Here is a 17,900-nt window from a genome sequence, read left to right on the forward strand (position 1 = left end):
TGATGGTTGATTTATGCTTGTGCGCGCCCCATCACAAACTGCGTGATCGTGCGCGTCATAACACCTGTAGCGCCTGCGGGCTGCATGTCGCCCTGGTTGACATTGTACGCGGTACCCGCAATGTCCAGATGCACCCATGGCGTATCTTCCGCAAACTCCTGCAAAAAGACGCCGCCGATGATCGCATGACCGTTGCGGCCACCTGAATTTTTCAAGTCGGCAAAATGGCTTTTGTTCAGTTCCCGATATTCGTCAAAGGTAGGCAGCTGCCACAGGCGCTCGCCTGCCGCTGCTGCTGCTGCCAGCACTTCTTCCACCATCTCCTGGTTGTTCGTCATTGCACCGGAGCAAACATTCCCCAATGCCACGACAATTCCGCCAGTCAAGGTAGCCGCGTCCACCAGGCAGGAGACTCCCTGCTGCTTCGCGTAGGTGATGCAATCTGCCAGCACCAGGCGTCCCTCCGCGTCCGTAGTAATGATCTCTACGGTTTTGCCGCTCATCGTGGTGATGACATCGCCAGGACGAAACGCGCTGCCAGAAGGCATGTTTTCCACGGTGCCGATGACAGCCAGCACATTTACTTTCGGCTTGAGCTGGCCCAGCGCCTCCAGTGCGCCGATCATAGCTCCCGCGCCGCCCATGTCCGACTTCATGTTTTCCATCCCCGCCACCGGTTTGATGGAGATGCCTCCCGTGTCAAACGTTACGCCTTTTCCGATCAGTCCAATCACATCGTCCCAGGTCTCGCGCCCCTGATAGCGAACGACGATTACGTATGGCTCCTCTACGCTTCCCTGCGCGACGCTGAGGACCCCGCCCATGCCGAGTTCTTCCAGCTTGGCCTTCTCTAGCACCTCGACCTGCATCCCATGACGGCGCGCTACATCCACTGCGGCGTCCTTGAGAGCGCGGGGCGGCAGGTAGTTGCCAGGCTCATTCACCAGTGTTCGCGCCAGATTGGTTCCTTTCGCCAGAGCCATTCCTCGCTTTACTCCTTCACGGACTGCATCCTGTGCATCCTCCGCTGCCAATATCCGCACTGTCGCTACCGGATCGGCTTCCCGCTTCGGCTTGAGCCGATAGCCTTCGTAATGATAGTCAGCCAGACCAAAGGCTTCGGTCACAGCTTGTGCCAATCGATCCGTTTCCAGCCTGTCTGTCGTCGGCAGGTCGATGGCTACGTTTTTTTGGCTTCCCTTTCCAAGCACCGTTTTCGCTGCTCGGCCCCATGCATTGCGAGCGGAGACGAAATCGAACTTATCCGGGTCGCCCATCCCGATGACAATCAGCTTTTTGGCTGCGATTTTGCCCATACTGTGAACGACGCCTGTCGCTTTGGCCTCTCCGCTTATTTCCTTATTTGCCTGAAGCACATCCAGACCGCCATCAAAAGCCTGGTCCAGCTCCGGATAGATCTGGGCAAGAGCCTCTCCCTTCCAGAGGGGGACGATCAGTTCATCACAATCAACCTCAGGAAGCTGCGGACGTTTTTCTACGTTAACTTGCATTTACTCTTCCCTCTTTTCGTGACTTAGGATACAATTATGAACACATTTGTGTTTGGTTTTATCTGTGGATGATTTGCAAACGATAAAGAGGAAACGCTTCGTTTTTTGCCTCTGCATACGAGATGGTATCTGACTCGGGCAGGGCAGCCTCGCATGTTGCTATGTAAGCGATCACTTCCGAAACGTCGATGCCCCAATGTACGGGCTGGTAGCGGCTCAAGTACTTGCGCGCATTTCCGAACATCCAGCGGGCCCCTTTGATGTTGCCGTATTCCCGATGATACAGACCGACGGAAAGCTGCAGAAGCCCCTGGAGAAATTTGTCGCTTTTGTCTTCCATCCAGATTTCCTCCAGCAAATCGTGGCACTCGTAGTATTCTCCGGCATTGAATTTTTCGATGAACTGAAGATATTGATCGGGCAAAGGCACCGAATGCACCCCTTCCTTTTCTCCCGTCCACTTTCATCGTATCACAGTTTGCCATTCACTGACATCCAACAATCTGGTCTGCAAACACTTTTGGTCTTTTCCTGGATTTGCCCAGGTCTGTCGGGAAAATGGAGCGACATTTTTCGCAATCTTAACGGATGAGCCCTCTCTCCATCTGTTACAATAAACTCAGATGTGTACATAGAAAGGAATGGATTTCTGTGGCAAATGACATTTTCGATAACTTTCCCTTGTGGGCTGCGCTTCTTGCCATAGGAATTGCGCAATTCATTAAAATTCCTCTGCATTTTTTCACGACAAAGACGTGGATGTGGTCTCTGATGTTCAGCACAGGCGGCATGCCCAGTTCCCACTCCTCCGCCGTCACTGCGCTCTCTACCGCTGTAGGCTTGCGGGAGGGCTTCGGCAGCAATATGTTTGCGATCTCCGCGATTCTAGGCGTGATCGTCATGTTCGATGCCGCTGGCGTACGACGTCACGCAGGGATGCAGGCCGTCGTGCTCAACAAGCTCGTGGATGAATTCAATCATCTTTTGGCGAGTATGAAAACCTTCAAAACCCGCCCAACTCAGGAAAAGGCGAAAAAGCTGAAGGAGCTTCTCGGCCATCAACCCATTGAAGTATTGATCGGCGGTACACTGGGAGTTGCCATCGCTTTGCTGGTTCATCCGTTTTTCTAGGTTATGCCTACGGGAGGGAGTCTCATGCGCATCGTATCGATCTGTCCCAGCAATACCGAGATCCTGTACTATCTGGGTCTGGGCGAGCAGGTAGTCGGACTGGACGACCATTCCGATTGGCCTGAAGCGTGGCAGCATTTGCCCCGGGTCGGTCCCGATCTGACGATTGATATGGACCGTGTCGAAGCTTTGCGGCCCGATCTCGTCGTGGCTTCGCTCAGCGTCCCCGGCATGGAGGCCAATATTGCTGCTCTTCGTGAGCGAAACCTCCCTCATATCGTCCTGAATCCTTCGCGCATCGCCGAAATTCCAGCCGACATTCGGCTCGTAGGAGAAGCGACCGGGACTGTTCAGCGCGCGGAGCTGTTGGCGCGTGAATTTGACGAAAAAGTGGCAAGCATTCGGCAACGCTGTGCCGCTTATGAAGAAAAGCCCAAGCTGTACTGGGAATGGTGGCCCAACCCGATCTACACGCCCGGCAGCGAGAACTGGCTGACGGATGTTAGTGAAATCGTCGGTGCGACCAACATCTTCGCCGATTATCCCGTTGCCAATGTCAAGGCGACACGTGAGATGGTAAGGGATCGCGATCCGGATCACATCTGTATCGTTTGGTGCGGCATTGAGCTTCATCGCATCAAGCCAAGTCTGATTACCGACCGGCCCGAATGGCAGGAGATGACTGCGATCCGCAATAGCCGGGTCCATATTTTGGAGGAAGGTCTCTACTGCCGTCCCTCTCCCCGGATTCTGGATGGACTGGAGAAGCTGGAAGCCCTGATCCGCCAGCCAGATGACCAATGAAAAAACGTTCAAGGACCGCTTACCGGGTTCCTGAACGTATTTTTGTTGGGCCTTCCTTATTCGACTGGCTCTGCCATGGCGGCCACGCCCTTTTCATTGAGGGAGTTGAGGAAGGCTTCCGTTACCTTGCCTTCCCCTCGTTTTACGACATAGACGTCCACCGACTTCTTGCCCCACTGCTTGAAGACATCCTGCTTGGTCTCAAAATAGAGGTCAATCTTGTTGCCGCGAATGGCTCCTCCTTTGTCCGCAACTACGCCGTAACCGTAGCCCGGGATGTACAGGATCGTCCCCAGCGGGAAGACTCGCAGGTCCGCCGCGATGGTGGAATAATCATCCCTTCTGACTTTGACACCTGAATAGGTAATCCCGTAGGACGGGTGCGACGGGGTTTTGCCTGTAGATTCAAAACCGGCGTAATACCCTGTCGCCACTACGCGCACTTTCGGATACTGTTCAAGCATCGTTTCTGTTTTATCTATCACCTGTGTAAGTGAAATGGCGGATACTGTGCGCTTCTTGACGACCCGCTGACCTTCCTTGATTTCCTTGATTCCAAATGCAGAGTTGGCCCTCAATCCATCTCCGACTGCGTTATAGCCGTATCCGTCGCTGGCAAATCCGGTCAAAACCATGATTACGAGCATCAGGATACTGCTTATTCGCTTTCCATTCATTTTTTGATAAACCTCCTCTCGGTTCTAGTCATGTCCCGAGGAAGAGGAAAATATACACAAATTTTGATCCGTTATAGAAATATTCCGTTTTTTGTGGTCGATTGTGGGCTTCGTATAGGCTTTGGTGGTGGGGAGGAAAAAGGAGAAAACGCTCCGGGCGGGGTGGGATCTTTGCTGGGGGCGTCACTGGCCGCCTCCCACTCCAAAGGCGGAACCGCGGACAAAAGCAGCCGTCTCGAAGAAGTCATTCAAGGTTGTCCGCTAAATACGTGTTCCGCCTTTTCCGTTCCCGGCTTGGTCAAGATCCCAAATGCCTTCGCTTATCTCTCCTTTTTCCTCGACCAGCTCAGTTCTTCTACACGTTCCAAGGTGAATCTTGTGATGACTTACACTTCAGAATTGCAGAAATCAGGAAAAAAAGAGAGGGAATCATAAACAATTTGTACATGTTTCCGTTTAAAAATAAGTAGACGCTAAACGGAAATGAAATGACAAACGAGATGATGATAAGCGGTGGTCGAACAAATGAAGCAATGAGTCCAATTAAAGCGGGAAGTAACAAAAGGATCGAGGTTAAAACGGAGATCGAAGAGTCAAGGAATAAAAGAACCCAGAGGTACATTGTCGCTACAGAGGCAACCAAACCAAATAACAGCGAGATCGGATGATGGTACGATTTAATCAAATTTTTCATTGAAGTCCCCCACTTAGTGCGATATGTAACACAAACATGGTATATTTACATAATATTACCAAAATATTCGATCGAATCGTTACATCTATTTGTTGTCAAGAAGATGGAAAAACCAACCACTAAAAGAGCCCCCAGTCGCTGTCCGAAAAAAATTAACTAAGGGGTGTAGGGATGAAAGTCAAAAGAATTTTGTCATTCGGTGCATTGCTCATTATTTTCATCGGTATTTTTCTTCTATTCAATCATTCCCAAACATGGTCCTATCACTTTCAAGGAGCCAGCGAACATTGGGAAGGGGAGTGTATTTTGACACCTAACAGAGATAAGAGTATGGTGCTCTTCGTGGGTAAGCTGATGCCAAAAACTTCTGCGAATATCACCCAATTTACAGTTCAGACAGACTTGGTTATAGGCCGACCTAAGGTCACATGGGAATCACCAGATTTCGAGGAAGGGAAACCACTTCAAATATTTGGAGCAAGTGCGGGGAATGGCTCCATTCCATTTCGTGCAGGAATGAGTACCGAAGAGATAAACAGTATTTTTTATCGGGACCTTGTTTTTGAAATCACCTGGAATGACGATTCGGGGATGCATGCCGAAACAATTTTCTTGAAGTTTGTACCGCGTTCGTGAACCACTCGATGGATTACCCTGCACAAAAAAACAGGCCTGTCCTTGGCCTGCCATCTTGTTAAAACATCCGATATCCTTTTTTACGCAAAGTTTGAATCGTCCAACCGCTTGCGACGGTGCCGACCATTCCGCAGCCGAGAATAACCGCATCCCAAATCCCTGGGACGATCTGTTGGTAGATGAGTGTTCCGATTACCACGCCGATCGCGATGATGATCGGGAGCCAGGTCGTACGCAAGATCATGTTAAAAATAAATCCGATCCCAAAGCCAAGAACGGAGAATAGGACGATGGATACGACAAATTGCAGTATACTCATGGATCGTTAGCCCTCCTGCCTATCTTTTCCGAAAACGATATCCTGACGGAAAAAGATGGCTTGTTTTCGTATCCAAGTGTATCGAAATCAGCAAAACAGGTCAATACAAGAAGCCGATCCAATTGAATCACGCTCTAGTTGCTGCGCCCATCTGATGACAATCTGGCACAGTTGGGGTAGGATTAGAGCAGAGAAATTTTTTAAGGATGCTCGGAAAGGAAATCAAATGGCGCTGCTCAATTTTCGTTCCGCTCAAAAATATATCATAACCGTTTTGGTGGCTTGCCTTTGTCTATTTGCGGTTGCACCTGTCTCGGAAAACGAGCCGATTGCACAGCAGCAGGAGATGGCCTATTGGTCGAGCTTTACCGGTGTTTACCACTTTGTCAGCGTTCGCTCTCATGTCCTGATCAAATTTTTGGACCACAAGCTGCAAGTCACCAGCCTGCCGGACATCTACCGGGATATTCCCGCTGCCTCTACCCCCCTGCCCGTTATGTTTCTGTGCATCATCCAGGTTCTGTTGATCCTTCTTTTGCTCGTGCCATTGAAGTATGGGTCCACCAGATTCGTGGCTGATGCCCTCGACGGAATCAGAAACATTCCAGAGAGGGGCAATAGACGAGATGAAAAACAACGAACCCGTGAGCAAACTGATCGAGCGAACGGTAAAAGATTTGAAGAGTTTCCTCGTGTTTTTCGGGCTGGCAATCGTCGGACTGCTGGCAGCCAAATTTTACCTCGGATTTTAACAGCAAATCCTCCCCCAATTTTTGCGGGGAGGATTTTTAGATTGATTTTGTCATGGTTCTCTATTTTCTGCTTGCGAGGACGGCCTCTTGCGCATGTGCTCCTGTCCCCTCACAGCCGGGGCAACTCTCCGTCCCTCCCAGCAAGAGATGGAAATAACCTTCTCCTTTGCAGTATGGGCATTTTTCTTGTGCTTCTCTCATGATGCTCTCCCCTTTCCCTTGCCATGCACTGGAAACAATTGCATGTATTTTCAGATAATTTAGATGAGTTTTATAATATCATGTTTTTGCTGCGCAACACAATCCAATGATCTCGGAAAAATGGCAAAAAATCGGCGGTGTAAGCGATAACATTGCCGATTTTTTGCTTCATGCTTTGAATTACTTAAAAATCTTATAGGACGTGTACGAAAAGACCGGATCGATGGGATAGTTCCTGCCGCTCATTCCCTGCTCTCGCCTTCGGTATTCAGGAAGAATGATCTTCAGGTATGTCGAGGACAAAGGGTCCGTGATCAGCTGCTCAATCGGAATAAACCGCGTCTCCTCAATCTCGCCTTCCTGCGGGCGCGGCTCTCCCTCGATGTAATCCATCCAGAAAACCACCATGTTGTCGCTGATCGTTCCACGGATCACCCCGGAGCGGATCGCTGCCACCTGACGAATCACGGCTGTCACCCCTGTCTCCTCCATCACTTCCCGTATGGCAGCCTCATCGACTGTCTCACCCTCCTGCACAAACCCGGCAGGAAACGACCACTGTCCCTTCAAGCCGCTATACGCCTTTTTCACGACCAATGCCTCGTCACCGCGAATTACGATGCCGCATGCGCCCAACCACACCTTGCCATCCCGCATCCACCAGCACTCCTTCTGACTGCAAAACCCCCGGCGCTTGAGTAGCCGGGGGCATTCGATGTCCTTTTTCGTGGTCTAGCTTACAGCTTTACTTTTTTCAATGCAAGCCCGGCTCCGCCGATCTTCCACAGATAGCGCAGGTCGCTTGCCTTTTTCATCATGGCTGCAGTGCTGCCGAACAGCTTTTTCGAGCCTACTTGACCGATGCCTTCCCCTTTGCCCAAGGAAGCCAGCGTGCCTTGCAGATGAGGAACGAACTTTTGCGGAAGCTCCCCGCGCAGCATGGCCACCAGGTTGTCGCCGAGCGTTTCGCCTTCTTGTACCGCGATTTGTGCCGTTGGCGGATACGGACGCCCTTCTTCATTGAAGATCAGGGCGCAATCGCCGACGACGAAGACATTCTCATGACCCGGAGCACGCAGGAACTCGTCTACCTTGACCCGTCCGCGCATGACCTCGAAGCCTGCTTTTTCCACGATGCTGTTGCCGCGAACCCCCGCAGCCCAGATCACGGTCTTGGATTTGATTTCTTCACCCGTCGCGAGCAGTACGCCGTCCGGAGTGCATTTTTGGATCGGAGTGCCGATCTTGAACTCGATTCCTTTGCGCTCCAGTACTTCCATCGCATACTTGATCAGCTCGGGATCGAAGCCAGGCAATGCGGTCGGAGCAGCCTCGATGCAATACACTTTCACCAGCGATGGATCTACGTCGAACTCCTCGCACAACTCTGGAATCCTGTCTCCCAGCTCGCCGCAGAATTCGATCCCGGTAAATCCGGCTCCTCCAACGACAAAGGTGAGGTAATCCGTACGATCCGGCTCGCCTTTATACTTCGCGAACATGTACTCGATATGCTCGCGAATGTGGCGCACGGCATTGATGCTGCGAATACTGAAGGCATGCTCTTTCAAGCCCTCGATGCCGAATGTTTCCGGCTCGCTGCCAAGTCCGATGACCAGGTAATCATAGGAGAGAACGGTTCCATCCTCGAGTGTGACGGTTTGTTCCTCGGACTGGATGGATTGGACTGTCCCTTTGACGAAATTGACCTTGTCATGATTAAGGATGCCGTCTAGATTGACGCGGGCGTGGTCTGCCGTAGAAGTCCCGGCAGCCGGTTCGTGCAGCCAAGTCGTGATGTAATGGTAATTGTGCTTGTTGACCAACGTGATTTCCGCTTCATTGTAATTCAGTTTTTTTTGCAGCTGCAGAGTCGTCAGCAATCCTCCGTACCCTGCACCAAGGATGAGGATTTTGGGTGTGCTCATGGTATCCCTTCCATTCATCAACAGTGATATTTGGGCGAAGTTTGTGCGAATTTTCACGTAGAATGTTAGAAAAAAATCAGTGCGAAGTCATTGTGAAGAATTTATCTGTGAAAAAATGCACAAACTCACGTAATACAAAATGTGACAATTTTTTAACAGTCACCCTCATCATATCCACAGTGCATTCTTTTTGCAAGCCTTTTTTCTATATTCGCAATATTGTTGTCTGCTAAACGAAAAAAGGTTAAAAAAGCTGTTTTTTCCCTGCTTTTTTTAAATTGGAAGTATAGGTATAATGAGGAAGGAGTTTGTTCAGAATATTTCGGAGGTGCTGAGATTGAATTTTCTGCAAAAGGACGAGCAAGTATATGACATCACGATTATTGGCGGCGGACCTGCCGGCTTGTTTACAGCATTTTACGGCGGAATGCGACAAGCAAGTGTAAAAATAATCGAAAGCATGCCGCAGCTTGGCGGACAGCTTTCTGCTCTTTATCCGGAGAAGTACATATACGATGTTGCCGGATTCCCCAAGGTTTTGGCTCAGGATCTGATCAATAATCTGAAAGAACAGATTTCCCAATTCCAGCAAAGCGTCTGCCTGGAAGAAAAAGTGGAAAATGTCGTGAAGAATGATCAGGATGTGTTTGAGATCACGACTGATAAGGGCATCCACTACTCCAAAGCAGTGATTATTACCGCGGGAGTAGGCGCATTTGAACCGCGCAGACTGGAACATCCCGATGCCGTCAACTACGAGAAATCCAATCTGCACTACTTCGTCACCGATCTGAACTCCTTCAAAGGGCAACGTGTAGCCGTCATCGGCGGCGGCGATTCTGCTCTGGACTGGTCTTTGATGCTTGAGCCGATCGCCAAGGAGGTCACGCTCATTCACCGCCGCGACAAGTTCCGTGCCCACGAACACAGTGTAGAGATGCTGATGGCCTCCAAAGTTAAGGTAACGACTCCATACGAAGTAGCAGCCCTGCATGGCGACGGCAAAATTGAGCGCATCACGCTTGCTAACTGCAACACAAAAGAGGAAATCGCGCTGGACGTCGATGCGGTAATCGTCAACTTCGGCTTCATCTCTTCCCTGGGCCCGATCAAAAATTGGGGCCTGGAGCTGGAAAAAGGCTCAATCGTCGTCAATTCCCGCATGGAGACAAATATCCCCGGCATCTATGCAGCTGGAGATATTGCCACCTATCCAGGAAAAGTAAAGCTGATCGCCGTCGGTTTTGGCGAGGCCCCTACAGCCGTAAACAACGCCATCGCCTACATCAATCCCAACGCAAAATTGCAGCCAGGCCACTCCTCCAGCATGGACAATTTCAAATCGTAATGACTGCCAAAAGTCCTGCCGCTCCTCACTGAGCTGTGCAGGACTTTTTTGCCTTCTGCATACCTTCCTCCCTGTTCGCACACAGTAAAAAGGAAAATCATGCTCGGGAGGCGTCATCGCGATGAGTTATCTATGTCCAGTCTGCAACGGATTCGACACGCTTCAGGAGGACTGCCCTCGCTGTCAAACCACAATGATAGACGGCGGGCGTCTTTACGATTATTACGGCGACTACAGCCCTTACCGGGAGATCGATGACGCAAAGCTCGACAACGGTTTTTCGGATCTGCTTCACCATCATTGCCTGCATCAATGCTTTTGCCCTACCTGTGCGGCAGAGCGCACTGTCATCATCGAAGAATGGAATACCAAAAAGGGCGCATTTCCCATACGCCCCTCCTAGGTCTTCTTATTTCTTCGCCTCTGCTACTTTTTTCGCCAAGCGTTCGTTCTTCGCTTTCATCTGCTCCAGCAGCTTCGGCAGCACTTCCTTGATTTTCGCTTCTTCTCCCGATTCGATCGCCGCATGGAATTCTTGGTACACATGTCTGGCCTTCTCCATGTGGGCGCGACGCTCGGCATCCTCGCTCTCGCTTTTCGCCTGCTTGTCCATTTTCCCCTCTGGGCTGGAGGTTTTGCGAGCTGCCTTCAGCTCCCCGATCAGTCGTTCCCTTTCCTTAAACACCGATTGCCACTCAGCCGCTTGCTTGGGCGTGTATTTTTCGGCCAGCAGCGTCATGTACATTTTTTGATGTACACTCATGCGCATCTTGAACTTGTGGTGTCCGTGATGATCCTGGCTTTCCTGTTCAGGTATGCTAGTGACAGCTTCTGGCTTGGATAGAGGCTGCGCCTGTACGTTTTGTGCCTGTGCCCCTATCGGCATGACCAATCCCATGACAAGTGCTGTCGTGACGATTCCTTTTTTCCATTGCTTCATCCCGCTCACTCCTTCTTGAATCCAATTGGTTGAATAGGCTCACAGCAAACAACACTACCTAGAACGGGCGCAAATCCTCCTGATCCAGCCGCAAAGCCTCTACAAGTCCCATCTGCTCCAGATCGCTTCTGGTTTTGGGGGTGCCAAGACGGTAGATGATTTGGTAAATGGACCGCAGATTGTCATCGTACTCATCATTATCCCGATCAGGCATATCGGACCAAAGCGTGTGACTGTGCATCCACATCATGAAGTCGCCATGGACGCAGTTGTTCAACAAATCCCGCATCATCCCTACCTCTACTTCTGTCGCCTCGATTTCGTAATCATAAGCAGAGGTTCCTTTTACGTCGCGGATCTCAGCAACTGTCGTGCCCGCTTGCAGCGTGACGTAATACTTCTTCTTCTCCAGAACCATCCATCTCCTTTTCCTGCCACATGCGTCCTGTTCGTTGCCTGTAAACCTTCCTTCTATACCATGCACCAACTCAAGGTAAAATATGTATGAAAAAAGCACCCTGCCCGCTAATCGGACAAAGTGCTTGGTTTGATGTCGTTTGGTTATGCCACTTATTTTACAACCAGTGTAGCGACCATTTTTCCATGGTCTGGTCCGCAAATAATGTTGCAGAAGATTTTATACTCGCCTGGTTCGTCGACTTTCAATGTTTTGCTGCCGTCTTTTTGCAGGTCTACATCGAGACCTTCAATTCCGATTCCGTGGAAGCCCTCGGTGGATTTGAAGTTGATCGTGAATTCCTCGCCTGCTTTTACCTCGAATGTATCCTGGTTAAATTTCCAGTTGCTAGCTTCGATATTTACCTGTGTTCCAGAAGAAGCCGCAGCGGGAGCAGCCTCGTTGCCACTGGCAGCCTGGTTATTTGTTTCCCCACCACATGCTGTCATTAACATCGCGGATACGGCAACTGCCGACACCAGCAAACCCCACTTCTTTTTCATAGGAGACCCTTCTTTCTCAAAATCTTATAATGATCTTTACATCTTCATTGTACTGAATTCATGTCGTCCAATATATGGCAATCTGTGAACGAACCATGACAAACTAGCAAAGGATTGGTGAACTAAGGGGAAATCCGATCGGAATTGAAGCGATAGACTGTGATTTCTGGAAAGCAACCGAGTCGCACAGGCAATTTGGTTGTTCCGAGCCCGCGACTGATCGCAAAAAGACCGACGCTTTTGTCTGGCTTGGCTCCTACGTGAAAATGCTTGTACGCCCCCCATGCTTTGCCGAACAATCTGACCTGCCCGCCGTGGGTATGACCAGTCAGCAGCAAATCTGCCCGCAATCCCCTTTCTTCTATATAAGAAATGATCTTCGGCGAATGGGCTAGGAAAACCGTGTAGGCCGGTCCTGCTTCCCGATCCTGCGGGACGTAAGCTTCATTTCCATACACGGAATTGTCGAAGCCGTATAGATAGAGCATCTTATTTTCAAAAGGAAGCGCGATGCCCTGGTTTTCCAAGACTCGGATGGCCCCTTCCCACACCTGCTTCATTTCTTCGTACTCCTGATCGGTATATCGCTTTTTGCCGATGACGCGTTTCTCTTCCCGCTCGTAATTGCCAGGAACAAAAAAGATGCCCTCTCTAGCCTCGATTCTGCCGATCTCCCCCATCACCCGGTCCAATTGTCCACGATGCTGGGCCAGATCCCCGGTCACACAGACGAGATCCGGCTGCCACTTGTTGATGAGACGATGCAGCGGGCCGTTCAGAAAACGTGTACGTCCGTGAAGATCCGTGATGTGAATCAGCGTGAGCTTTGGCAAAAGGGGCGTGCGGCATTCTGCAATGGTTGTGCGTACCCAAAAGGTGTGAAACAGCAGCAGCAATGCCATACCTATTAAGATGATTAGGAAAAGGAGGTAGCTCACGGTTTCACACCCACTAACGATCTCTTCGGTTTTTCAAGCTGACATAGAGCGCTGCCAGGGCCGTAAGCAGCCCGGCAACCGCAATGATGGCAATAAGAATTTTCATGTCTATGACCTCCCTTTACAACAAGATATGGGGATCATACCCTCTAAATCTATCACACTCGATCTATCCGTTGTCTATCAATTCCCTATCGCTTCCTCCACCTTTTTCATTGCCAGATACGTAGACAGATTGAACGATTGCCAGTTCCACTCCGCCTCCCGCTCCTCTTCCAAGCGGTTCTGAAGCTTTTCCTTGACCCGCTCACCCATCTGCGGATCATTCGTCAAAGCCAATAAATAAGGATACGCGTCATCTGAGAGCCTCATATGATAATCGAGGTCGATGTTCCCGGTCTCGGCATAGCGTGCCAGGTTGTTTTTCACGATGATCGCATCGATGTTGATATAATTGATCACGACGTAAGCGACCAGGCCGACAATCGCATAGTATTTGATCAGGGAAAAGCCGTTTCTCCAGATTTTGAGCAGCCCGATCAGAAACACCACCAACAGATAAAGCATGAAGGCGTGGCCCAACAGCCGTGAATAGGTATAGCCGTATGCCGCTTCGTACAACGAAAGCCGAAAGTACGCGGAAAAGAGCATAAAGCCTGTACATACAGTCAGTAAGCTAAGCAAGACCTGAATAACCCGATAGACCCCGTGCTTTGCGCGCGAAGCAAAATGCATCGTGGTAATCAGGATAAAGAAATTGATCAGCGTGACCATAACCAATTCGTTGAATCCGTTCTTGGCGTACTCCGCATAGGTCATGCCCTCGGGCAAAAGCATCTTCTCCCCCGTAAACAAGTACGAGATCTGAACCGCCGTAAACGCGATGTACACCACATTCATGATCGTCAACATCGTTACTAGGACAACCCCGTCCCAGACAATCGGCTTCTCCTCCTGTTGCGGTACAGGAACTTCCGCAAAAGGCTCCCACTTGCCCACAAGCGTGAAAAAATAAGCAAACATGCCGAGCGCCAACGCCCCGATCAAGAAGAGGCGAAACACCGTCTCCACCGATACCGTTTCCCAAAACAGACGGGGAATCTCACCCAGGAAAAACCCGAACACGCCATCTGCCTGTGACAAGAGAGACAATACAACAAACAAGATAGGGAGCGAGACCCCGATTCCCGTTGCGATTTTTTTGACGACGCCATACTTTTTCTGGTCGACCCTGCTTTTGATCCATTCTTTGATACCGCCAAAAGGCACGCGGATATGGCGCAGCGTGTAGAGCAAAGCGATTTCAATCAAATCCCCGAGAAAGCCTAATGTATACCACTTTTTGCGGTTCCGCTCGGTCAACAGGATCGTTTGTACGATGAACAAAAAGGGAACCAGCAAGAAATTCACGATGTGAAACAAAGAGTTGGAGAAAAAGAGAAATGTAAAAGCAAGCAGCAGGATCGGCACCGTCATTCCCAAGGAAAAAGCGTGGCGTCGATGAAAGCTCATTCTCCCGTTCTCTCTCGCTTGCCACCAGAACAACCCGTAAAGACTGAGTAAAAATAAAGGATACGAGATTCCCGGCGCTTTGCCGTAGAACAGAAGATCCGCCCAGATGGCGAGAACCAGCGAGCCTGCGCCTAACCCCAAAATCCTTGTATGTCCCGTACCTTCTTCCGTCATCGTACGTCGCTCCTCTTTGCATATTCAATTGTAGTTACGTGGAGGAAGCGAAGACCGATACAGACGCGTGTAAAAAAACACCAGACAAGCAGGAAAGAATCGGATACACTGGGTGGAAAAGGAGGTTGGGAGGACTCGAACATGAAAAAGCTGTTTTTATATAACTGGCAAATACGCACGGAGTGGTTCGAACGCTGTCAGCTCGTCCCCCATGAAGAACTGCTGGTCAACCGTGTCGGGGGTGCGGGCAGCATTCTCTACACGCTGTATCACATCGTGGACGTGGAATACAGCTGGATTCGCGGGATTGCTGGAAAACCAGACGTACAGGTTCCTTATGAACAGGTCCAGACGCTTCCACTCGTCAGGGAGCTTTCTGATTCCTGGCATCACGAAGTCCGCTCCTTCATCGACAACTGGTCCAGCGAACTCGAGCATGAGTTAGTCGACATTTCCTGGAATGACCGTCCATACTCACAAGGGGACATTCTTCGCCACCTCATCGCGCATGAAATCCACCACGTCGGACAGCTTTCCATCTGGATGCGCGAGCTGGGGATCGAGCCGGTATCCGCCAGTCTGGTGGACAGGAACCTATAGATAGGACTTGCGAGGCGATGCCTCAATAATAAAAACGGCCCATTCGCGATTTCTCGCCGGTGGGCCTTCGCCGATCACTTCTTTACGCTCACGAGATCCCGCACGTTTATCCAATGAGACTCCCAATCGCTGACGAGTTTGAACTGTTCGTACTTCTTATCTATCTCGCGCACGACGCCCCATGCGGACTCGAACGTGCCGAGGTCGCCTTTTTGTGGAATGAACCACTTCACATTGATCGGGTAGTTATACTGGGTTGAATCATAGATCCGGAAGCACATTTCGCCGAAATCCTCTTCGTCAATTTTCGGACGCGGCTCAACCCCAAGCATTTCAATGTTCTCAAGATTAGCTGCTCGCTGTTCCGGCAATACCACCCTCATGCTATCGAATAGATCATCCATTTTCTTCGCCATACATATCACCTCATATATCGAACGCATGTTCCTATTATGAGCTCTCATTCAAAATTTATCAAGACTCAATCCATCGATAGGAAAGGTACTTTTGCCCATTTTCAAAATACCTTAGTAACAGTAATTGCTCCGTTTCTTGCAGAGGACATATTTCCCAATTCCAATTTTATTCATAACTTAATTTAGGCATTTGCACCAATGTCGAATACAAGTTGTTTAGAACGAGGAGTAGATAATTTTGCAGGAGCAAACAAGGAACGGATATATACCACAACCGATAAGGGATGGTGCCGGATGGTGGGATTTAGGTCCAAGGGACGTTATGCGAGACCTTGAGAACCCCGACATGTTGGTTCCTCCTACCACCGACGCAGGAACGCTTCCCAACTTGAAGTTCTCTTTCTCCGACACATACATGCAGTTAAATTACGGTGGCTGGTCACGGGAAGTGACCGTTAGACAACTTCCGATTGCGACCACAATTGCTGGGGTGAATATGGCTCTGACTCCGGGTGGTGTACGTGAGTTGCACTGGCATCAGCAAGCGGAATGGGCCATCATGCTTGTGGGGCGAGCGCGAATTACATCCGTTGACCAGAACGGAAGGAACTTCATTGCTGACGTAGGCGTGGGAGACCTATGGTACTTCCCGCCCGGAATTCCTCACTCAATTCAAGGGTTGGAAGAAGGTTGCGAGTTTTTACTCGTTTTCCCTGACGGTAACTTCTCTGACCTTAATACTTTATCTATCTCTGATTGGTTCGCACATACACCAAAGGACGTACTATCAGCGAATTTTGGTGTTCCAACAAGCACTTTTGCCAATATCCCGAATCATCAGCTATACATTTTTCAAGCAAATGTTCCCGGTCCAATTGAAAGTGAGCAGGTGACTGACCCATACGGTTTCGTACCGAAAACCTTTACACACCGACTACTTTCACAAGAGCCGATTGTAACTCCGGGCGGAAGTACCGTGCGGATTGTGGATTCTACCAACTTTCCTATTTCTACTCAAATCGCAGCATCGCTGTTGGAAATCAAACCGGGTTCAATGAGAGAAATGCATTGGCATCCAAACCAAGATGAATGGCAATATTATATCTCAGGCACGGCTCGCATGACGGTTATGGCCCCCAATGGTACGGCTCGCACCTTCGATTTTCGTTCTGGAGATGTAGGTTATGTACCTCGCGCCTTCGGACACTACATCCAAAACACCGGTGACCAAAGCGTGTGGGCTTTGGAGTTGTTTGCGAGTGATCGTTTTGAAGATATATCACTTAATCAGTGGATGGCGCTCACACCTCATCAATTAGTACAACAAAACCTACATGTAGGCCCAGAATTCATGAACGTATTGCGTAAGGAAAAACAATTTATAGTAAAACATCCCGGATATTCTTATTATCCAAGGCAGCATAAGTAAGAAAATCAGCCTTCTGTGGCTTTCCATATTTTATTCCAAGGTACGTCCCCTTTCCGCTTCTGGCACTACTTTAACGCCATGAAAAAGACCTCCTTAACGAGGTGTCGCACTTCACCGTTAAGAAGGTCGTTATCCGCAACCCTACAGCATACATGTGGGGTTGATCTTGTTCAGTTTCGGGATTGCTGACGCCAATTAATCGTCACACTTCTCTTCCTTGCCCTTCGCCAAGGCCGTCTTGAACGACGAACCGCAGCCGCAGGAAGCGATCGCATTCGGGTTATGAATGGAGAAGCCTCCGCCCATCATGGAATCCTTGTAGTCGATTTCGGTGCCTTTAATGTATAGATAGCTGTCCTGGTCGACAACAATTTTGATTCCATCCTGTGTGAAGGTCTCGTCGCCTTCCTTCATTTCCTTGTCCCAGCCGATTCCGTAGGTGAAGCCGCTGCAACCGCCTGGGCGAACGCCGACACGCAAAAACACGTTGGGATCATTTTCTGCGGCCAACATTTCCTTTACCTTCAAGCTGGCTTGCTCGGTCAATGTAATCATTTTGTTCCCTCCTTTGCCAGGCCCGTGAAGCACCTGCTTCCTCTATATAGTATACAAAAGAAGCGTCCTCTCCCACAAGGTTCCCCTACACTTGCGCAGCCCATTCTATAGCCAAATAAAAAAGAGAGGTGCCCCTCTCTATGCAAAGTGCGCTTTATTTTCCAGCAAATAAAAGCGATACGATTTTTTACTGCTAGTATCTACTACCTTAGACAGACTATGATCGATCTGGTTCAGTTCGTTATGCAGTTGATCAATTTGGATACTGTATTCCAGGACTTTTGGATGATCCAACCCAAACTCTAACCCCATGTTAACCATTCGCTGTCGAAGGAGTTCGATTTTTTCGAGTAAAATGTCCCGCATTTTGAAGCT

Annotated in this window: 24 protein-coding genes; 9 read left to right on the plus strand and 15 right to left on the minus strand. The window is 49.7% G+C overall.

Going from position 1 to position 17,900, the window contains the following annotated elements:
* Positions 1-11: 11 nt before the first annotated feature.
* Together T458_RS47835 and T458_RS47840 are read right to left on the minus strand one after the other, a co-directional pair.
* A complete protein-coding gene (locus T458_RS47835) occupies positions 12-1,511 on the minus strand; it encodes a leucyl aminopeptidase (protein ID WP_023558214.1) in 1,500 nt (499 codons plus the stop codon).
* Positions 1,512-1,569: 58 nt separating this feature from the next.
* Positions 1,570-1,941: a DUF309 domain-containing protein gene (locus T458_RS47840; RefSeq protein ID WP_031306076.1), complete on the minus strand. Its 372-nt coding sequence runs from the start codon at positions 1,939-1,941 to the stop codon at positions 1,570-1,572.
* A gap of 221 nt (positions 1,942-2,162) precedes the next feature.
* On the opposite strand from T458_RS47840, the gene T458_RS47845 reads away from it, so the two are divergent.
* Positions 2,163-2,642: a divergent PAP2 family protein gene (locus tag T458_RS47845; RefSeq protein ID WP_023558216.1), complete on the plus strand. Its 480-nt coding sequence runs from the start codon at positions 2,163-2,165 to the stop codon at positions 2,640-2,642.
* Between the two features lie 24 nt (positions 2,643-2,666).
* Positions 2,667-3,446 (plus strand): cobalamin-binding protein, encoded by a 780-nt coding sequence (locus tag T458_RS47850; RefSeq protein ID WP_023558217.1) that lies wholly within the window; start codon positions 2,667-2,669, stop codon positions 3,444-3,446.
* A 56-nt stretch (positions 3,447-3,502) separates the two neighbouring features.
* Here the strand turns inward: T458_RS47850 and T458_RS47855 are convergent, their stop codons facing one another.
* Positions 3,503-4,123, minus strand: a complete 621-nt coding sequence (locus tag T458_RS47855) for a 3D domain-containing protein (protein WP_023558218.1) — start codon at positions 4,121-4,123, stop codon at positions 3,503-3,505.
* A 63-nt stretch (positions 4,124-4,186) separates the two neighbouring features.
* On the opposite strand from T458_RS47855, the gene T458_RS57315 reads away from it, so the two are divergent.
* Positions 4,187-4,558, plus strand: a complete 372-nt coding sequence (locus T458_RS57315; RefSeq protein WP_023558219.1) for a hypothetical protein — start codon at positions 4,187-4,189, stop codon at positions 4,556-4,558.
* Between the two features lie 430 nt (positions 4,559-4,988).
* Complete coding sequence (locus T458_RS47870; protein WP_023558221.1) at positions 4,989-5,453, plus strand: hypothetical protein; 465 nt, start codon at positions 4,989-4,991, stop codon at positions 5,451-5,453.
* A 58-nt stretch (positions 5,454-5,511) separates the two neighbouring features.
* Here the strand turns inward: T458_RS47870 and T458_RS47875 are convergent, their stop codons facing one another.
* Complete coding sequence (locus T458_RS47875) at positions 5,512-5,772, minus strand: YuiB family protein (RefSeq protein ID WP_023558222.1); 261 nt, start codon at positions 5,770-5,772, stop codon at positions 5,512-5,514.
* A gap of 626 nt (positions 5,773-6,398) precedes the next feature.
* Here T458_RS47875 and T458_RS57825 point away from each other — a divergent pair.
* Positions 6,399-6,524 (plus strand): hypothetical protein, encoded by a 126-nt coding sequence (locus T458_RS57825; RefSeq protein WP_023558224.1) that lies wholly within the window; start codon positions 6,399-6,401, stop codon positions 6,522-6,524.
* 60 nt (positions 6,525-6,584) lie between these two features.
* Here T458_RS57825 and T458_RS57320 read toward each other — a convergent pair whose 3' ends face one another.
* The 3 genes from T458_RS57320 to T458_RS47890 all read right to left on the minus strand — a co-directional run bounded on the left by T458_RS57320 (position 6,585) and on the right by T458_RS47890 (position 8,653).
* On the minus strand, positions 6,585-6,725 hold the full coding sequence (locus tag T458_RS57320) for a YuiA family protein (RefSeq protein ID WP_023558225.1): 141 nt from the start codon (positions 6,723-6,725) through the stop codon (positions 6,585-6,587).
* Between the two features lie 180 nt (positions 6,726-6,905).
* Positions 6,906-7,382: an NUDIX domain-containing protein gene (locus T458_RS47885; protein ID WP_023558226.1), complete on the minus strand. Its 477-nt coding sequence runs from the start codon at positions 7,380-7,382 to the stop codon at positions 6,906-6,908.
* Positions 7,383-7,462: 80 nt separating this feature from the next.
* Positions 7,463-8,653, minus strand: a complete 1,191-nt coding sequence (locus tag T458_RS47890; RefSeq protein WP_023558227.1) for an NAD(P)/FAD-dependent oxidoreductase — start codon at positions 8,651-8,653, stop codon at positions 7,463-7,465.
* Between the two features lie 337 nt (positions 8,654-8,990).
* On the opposite strand from T458_RS47890, the gene T458_RS47895 reads away from it, so the two are divergent.
* The gene (locus tag T458_RS47895; protein ID WP_031306077.1) at positions 8,991-10,001 is read left to right on the plus strand and encodes an NAD(P)/FAD-dependent oxidoreductase; all 1,011 of its coding nucleotides are present in this window, start codon (positions 8,991-8,993) and stop codon (positions 9,999-10,001) included.
* A 121-nt stretch (positions 10,002-10,122) separates the two neighbouring features.
* Positions 10,123-10,404, plus strand: coding sequence for a hypothetical protein (locus T458_RS56635; protein ID WP_084568018.1), 282 nt, complete (start codon positions 10,123-10,125; stop codon positions 10,402-10,404).
* 6 nt (positions 10,405-10,410) lie between these two features.
* Here T458_RS56635 and T458_RS47905 read toward each other — a convergent pair whose 3' ends face one another.
* From T458_RS47905 to T458_RS47925, 5 genes are all read right to left on the minus strand, one after another.
* Complete coding sequence (locus tag T458_RS47905) at positions 10,411-10,941, minus strand: hypothetical protein (RefSeq protein ID WP_023558230.1); 531 nt, start codon at positions 10,939-10,941, stop codon at positions 10,411-10,413.
* 58 nt (positions 10,942-10,999) lie between these two features.
* Complete coding sequence (locus T458_RS47910) at positions 11,000-11,359, minus strand: hypothetical protein (RefSeq protein ID WP_023558231.1); 360 nt, start codon at positions 11,357-11,359, stop codon at positions 11,000-11,002.
* Positions 11,360-11,511: 152 nt separating this feature from the next.
* Positions 11,512-11,901, minus strand: a complete 390-nt coding sequence (locus T458_RS47915) for a cupredoxin domain-containing protein (protein WP_023558232.1) — start codon at positions 11,899-11,901, stop codon at positions 11,512-11,514.
* 122 nt (positions 11,902-12,023) lie between these two features.
* Positions 12,024-12,839, minus strand: a complete 816-nt coding sequence (locus T458_RS47920) for a metallophosphoesterase (RefSeq protein ID WP_031306078.1) — start codon at positions 12,837-12,839, stop codon at positions 12,024-12,026.
* Between the two features lie 183 nt (positions 12,840-13,022).
* Complete coding sequence (locus tag T458_RS47925; RefSeq protein ID WP_023558235.1) at positions 13,023-14,525, minus strand: DUF4153 domain-containing protein; 1,503 nt, start codon at positions 14,523-14,525, stop codon at positions 13,023-13,025.
* A gap of 141 nt (positions 14,526-14,666) precedes the next feature.
* On the opposite strand from T458_RS47925, the gene T458_RS47930 reads away from it, so the two are divergent.
* Entirely contained in the window at positions 14,667-15,125 is a 459-nt protein-coding gene (locus T458_RS47930; protein ID WP_023558236.1) for a DinB family protein, read from the plus strand.
* A gap of 74 nt (positions 15,126-15,199) precedes the next feature.
* Here T458_RS47930 and T458_RS47935 read toward each other — a convergent pair whose 3' ends face one another.
* The gene (locus tag T458_RS47935) at positions 15,200-15,541 is read right to left on the minus strand and encodes a YolD-like family protein (RefSeq protein ID WP_023558237.1); all 342 of its coding nucleotides are present in this window, start codon (positions 15,539-15,541) and stop codon (positions 15,200-15,202) included.
* 238 nt (positions 15,542-15,779) lie between these two features.
* Here T458_RS47935 and T458_RS47940 point away from each other — a divergent pair, with 238 nt between their 5' ends.
* Positions 15,780-16,970 (plus strand): oxalate decarboxylase family bicupin, encoded by a 1,191-nt coding sequence (locus T458_RS47940; protein WP_023558238.1) that lies wholly within the window; start codon positions 15,780-15,782, stop codon positions 16,968-16,970.
* A gap of 195 nt (positions 16,971-17,165) precedes the next feature.
* On the opposite strand, the gene erpA is transcribed toward T458_RS47940, so the two are convergent.
* Together erpA and T458_RS47950 are read right to left on the minus strand one after the other, a co-directional pair.
* The gene (gene erpA, locus T458_RS47945) at positions 17,166-17,525 is read right to left on the minus strand and encodes an iron-sulfur cluster insertion protein ErpA (RefSeq protein ID WP_023558239.1); all 360 of its coding nucleotides are present in this window, start codon (positions 17,523-17,525) and stop codon (positions 17,166-17,168) included.
* Positions 17,526-17,663: 138 nt separating this feature from the next.
* On the minus strand, positions 17,664-17,891 hold the full coding sequence (locus T458_RS47950) for an aspartyl-phosphate phosphatase Spo0E family protein (RefSeq protein ID WP_023558240.1): 228 nt from the start codon (positions 17,889-17,891) through the stop codon (positions 17,664-17,666).
* Positions 17,892-17,900 lie beyond the last annotated feature (9 nt).

This window comes from Brevibacillus panacihumi W25, from assembly GCF_000503775.1.
Taxonomy (GTDB): domain Bacteria; phylum Bacillota; class Bacilli; order Brevibacillales; family Brevibacillaceae; genus Brevibacillus; species Brevibacillus panacihumi_A.

What these genes read in the sequence shown, in the direction of transcription:
- T458_RS47850 (WP_023558217.1), top strand. Translation starts at nt 2,667, where the DNA reads ATGCGCATCGTATCGATCTGTCCCAGCAATACCGAGATCCTGTACTAT.
- T458_RS47870 (WP_023558221.1), top strand. Translation starts at nt 4,989, where the DNA reads ATGAAAGTCAAAAGAATTTTGTCATTCGGTGCATTGCTCATTATTTTC.
- T458_RS47925 (WP_023558235.1), bottom strand. Translation starts at nt 14,525, where the DNA reads ATGACGGAAGAAGGTACGGGACATACAAGGATTTTGGGGTTAGGCGCA.
- T458_RS56635 (WP_084568018.1), top strand. Translation starts at nt 10,123, where the DNA reads ATGAGTTATCTATGTCCAGTCTGCAACGGATTCGACACGCTTCAGGAG.
- T458_RS57825 (WP_023558224.1), top strand. Translation starts at nt 6,399, where the DNA reads ATGAAAAACAACGAACCCGTGAGCAAACTGATCGAGCGAACGGTAAAA.
- T458_RS47875 (WP_023558222.1), bottom strand. Translation starts at nt 5,772, where the DNA reads ATGAGTATACTGCAATTTGTCGTATCCATCGTCCTATTCTCCGTTCTT.
- T458_RS47950 (WP_023558240.1), bottom strand. Translation starts at nt 17,891, where the DNA reads ATGCGGGACATTTTACTCGAAAAAATCGAACTCCTTCGACAGCGAATG.
- T458_RS57320 (WP_023558225.1), bottom strand. Translation starts at nt 6,725, where the DNA reads ATGAGAGAAGCACAAGAAAAATGCCCATACTGCAAAGGAGAAGGTTAT.
- T458_RS47890 (WP_023558227.1), bottom strand. Translation starts at nt 8,653, where the DNA reads ATGAGCACACCCAAAATCCTCATCCTTGGTGCAGGGTACGGAGGATTG.
- T458_RS47915 (WP_023558232.1), bottom strand. Translation starts at nt 11,901, where the DNA reads ATGAAAAAGAAGTGGGGTTTGCTGGTGTCGGCAGTTGCCGTATCCGCG.
- T458_RS47930 (WP_023558236.1), top strand. Translation starts at nt 14,667, where the DNA reads ATGAAAAAGCTGTTTTTATATAACTGGCAAATACGCACGGAGTGGTTC.
- T458_RS47855 (WP_023558218.1), bottom strand. Translation starts at nt 4,123, where the DNA reads ATGAATGGAAAGCGAATAAGCAGTATCCTGATGCTCGTAATCATGGTT.
- T458_RS47935 (WP_023558237.1), bottom strand. Translation starts at nt 15,541, where the DNA reads ATGGCGAAGAAAATGGATGATCTATTCGATAGCATGAGGGTGGTATTG.
- T458_RS47905 (WP_023558230.1), bottom strand. Translation starts at nt 10,941, where the DNA reads ATGAAGCAATGGAAAAAAGGAATCGTCACGACAGCACTTGTCATGGGA.
- erpA (WP_023558239.1), bottom strand. Translation starts at nt 17,525, where the DNA reads ATGATTACATTGACCGAGCAAGCCAGCTTGAAGGTAAAGGAAATGTTG.
- T458_RS47910 (WP_023558231.1), bottom strand. Translation starts at nt 11,359, where the DNA reads ATGGTTCTGGAGAAGAAGAAGTATTACGTCACGCTGCAAGCGGGCACG.
- T458_RS47835 (WP_023558214.1), bottom strand. Translation starts at nt 1,511, where the DNA reads ATGCAAGTTAACGTAGAAAAACGTCCGCAGCTTCCTGAGGTTGATTGT.
- T458_RS47885 (WP_023558226.1), bottom strand. Translation starts at nt 7,382, where the DNA reads ATGCGGGATGGCAAGGTGTGGTTGGGCGCATGCGGCATCGTAATTCGC.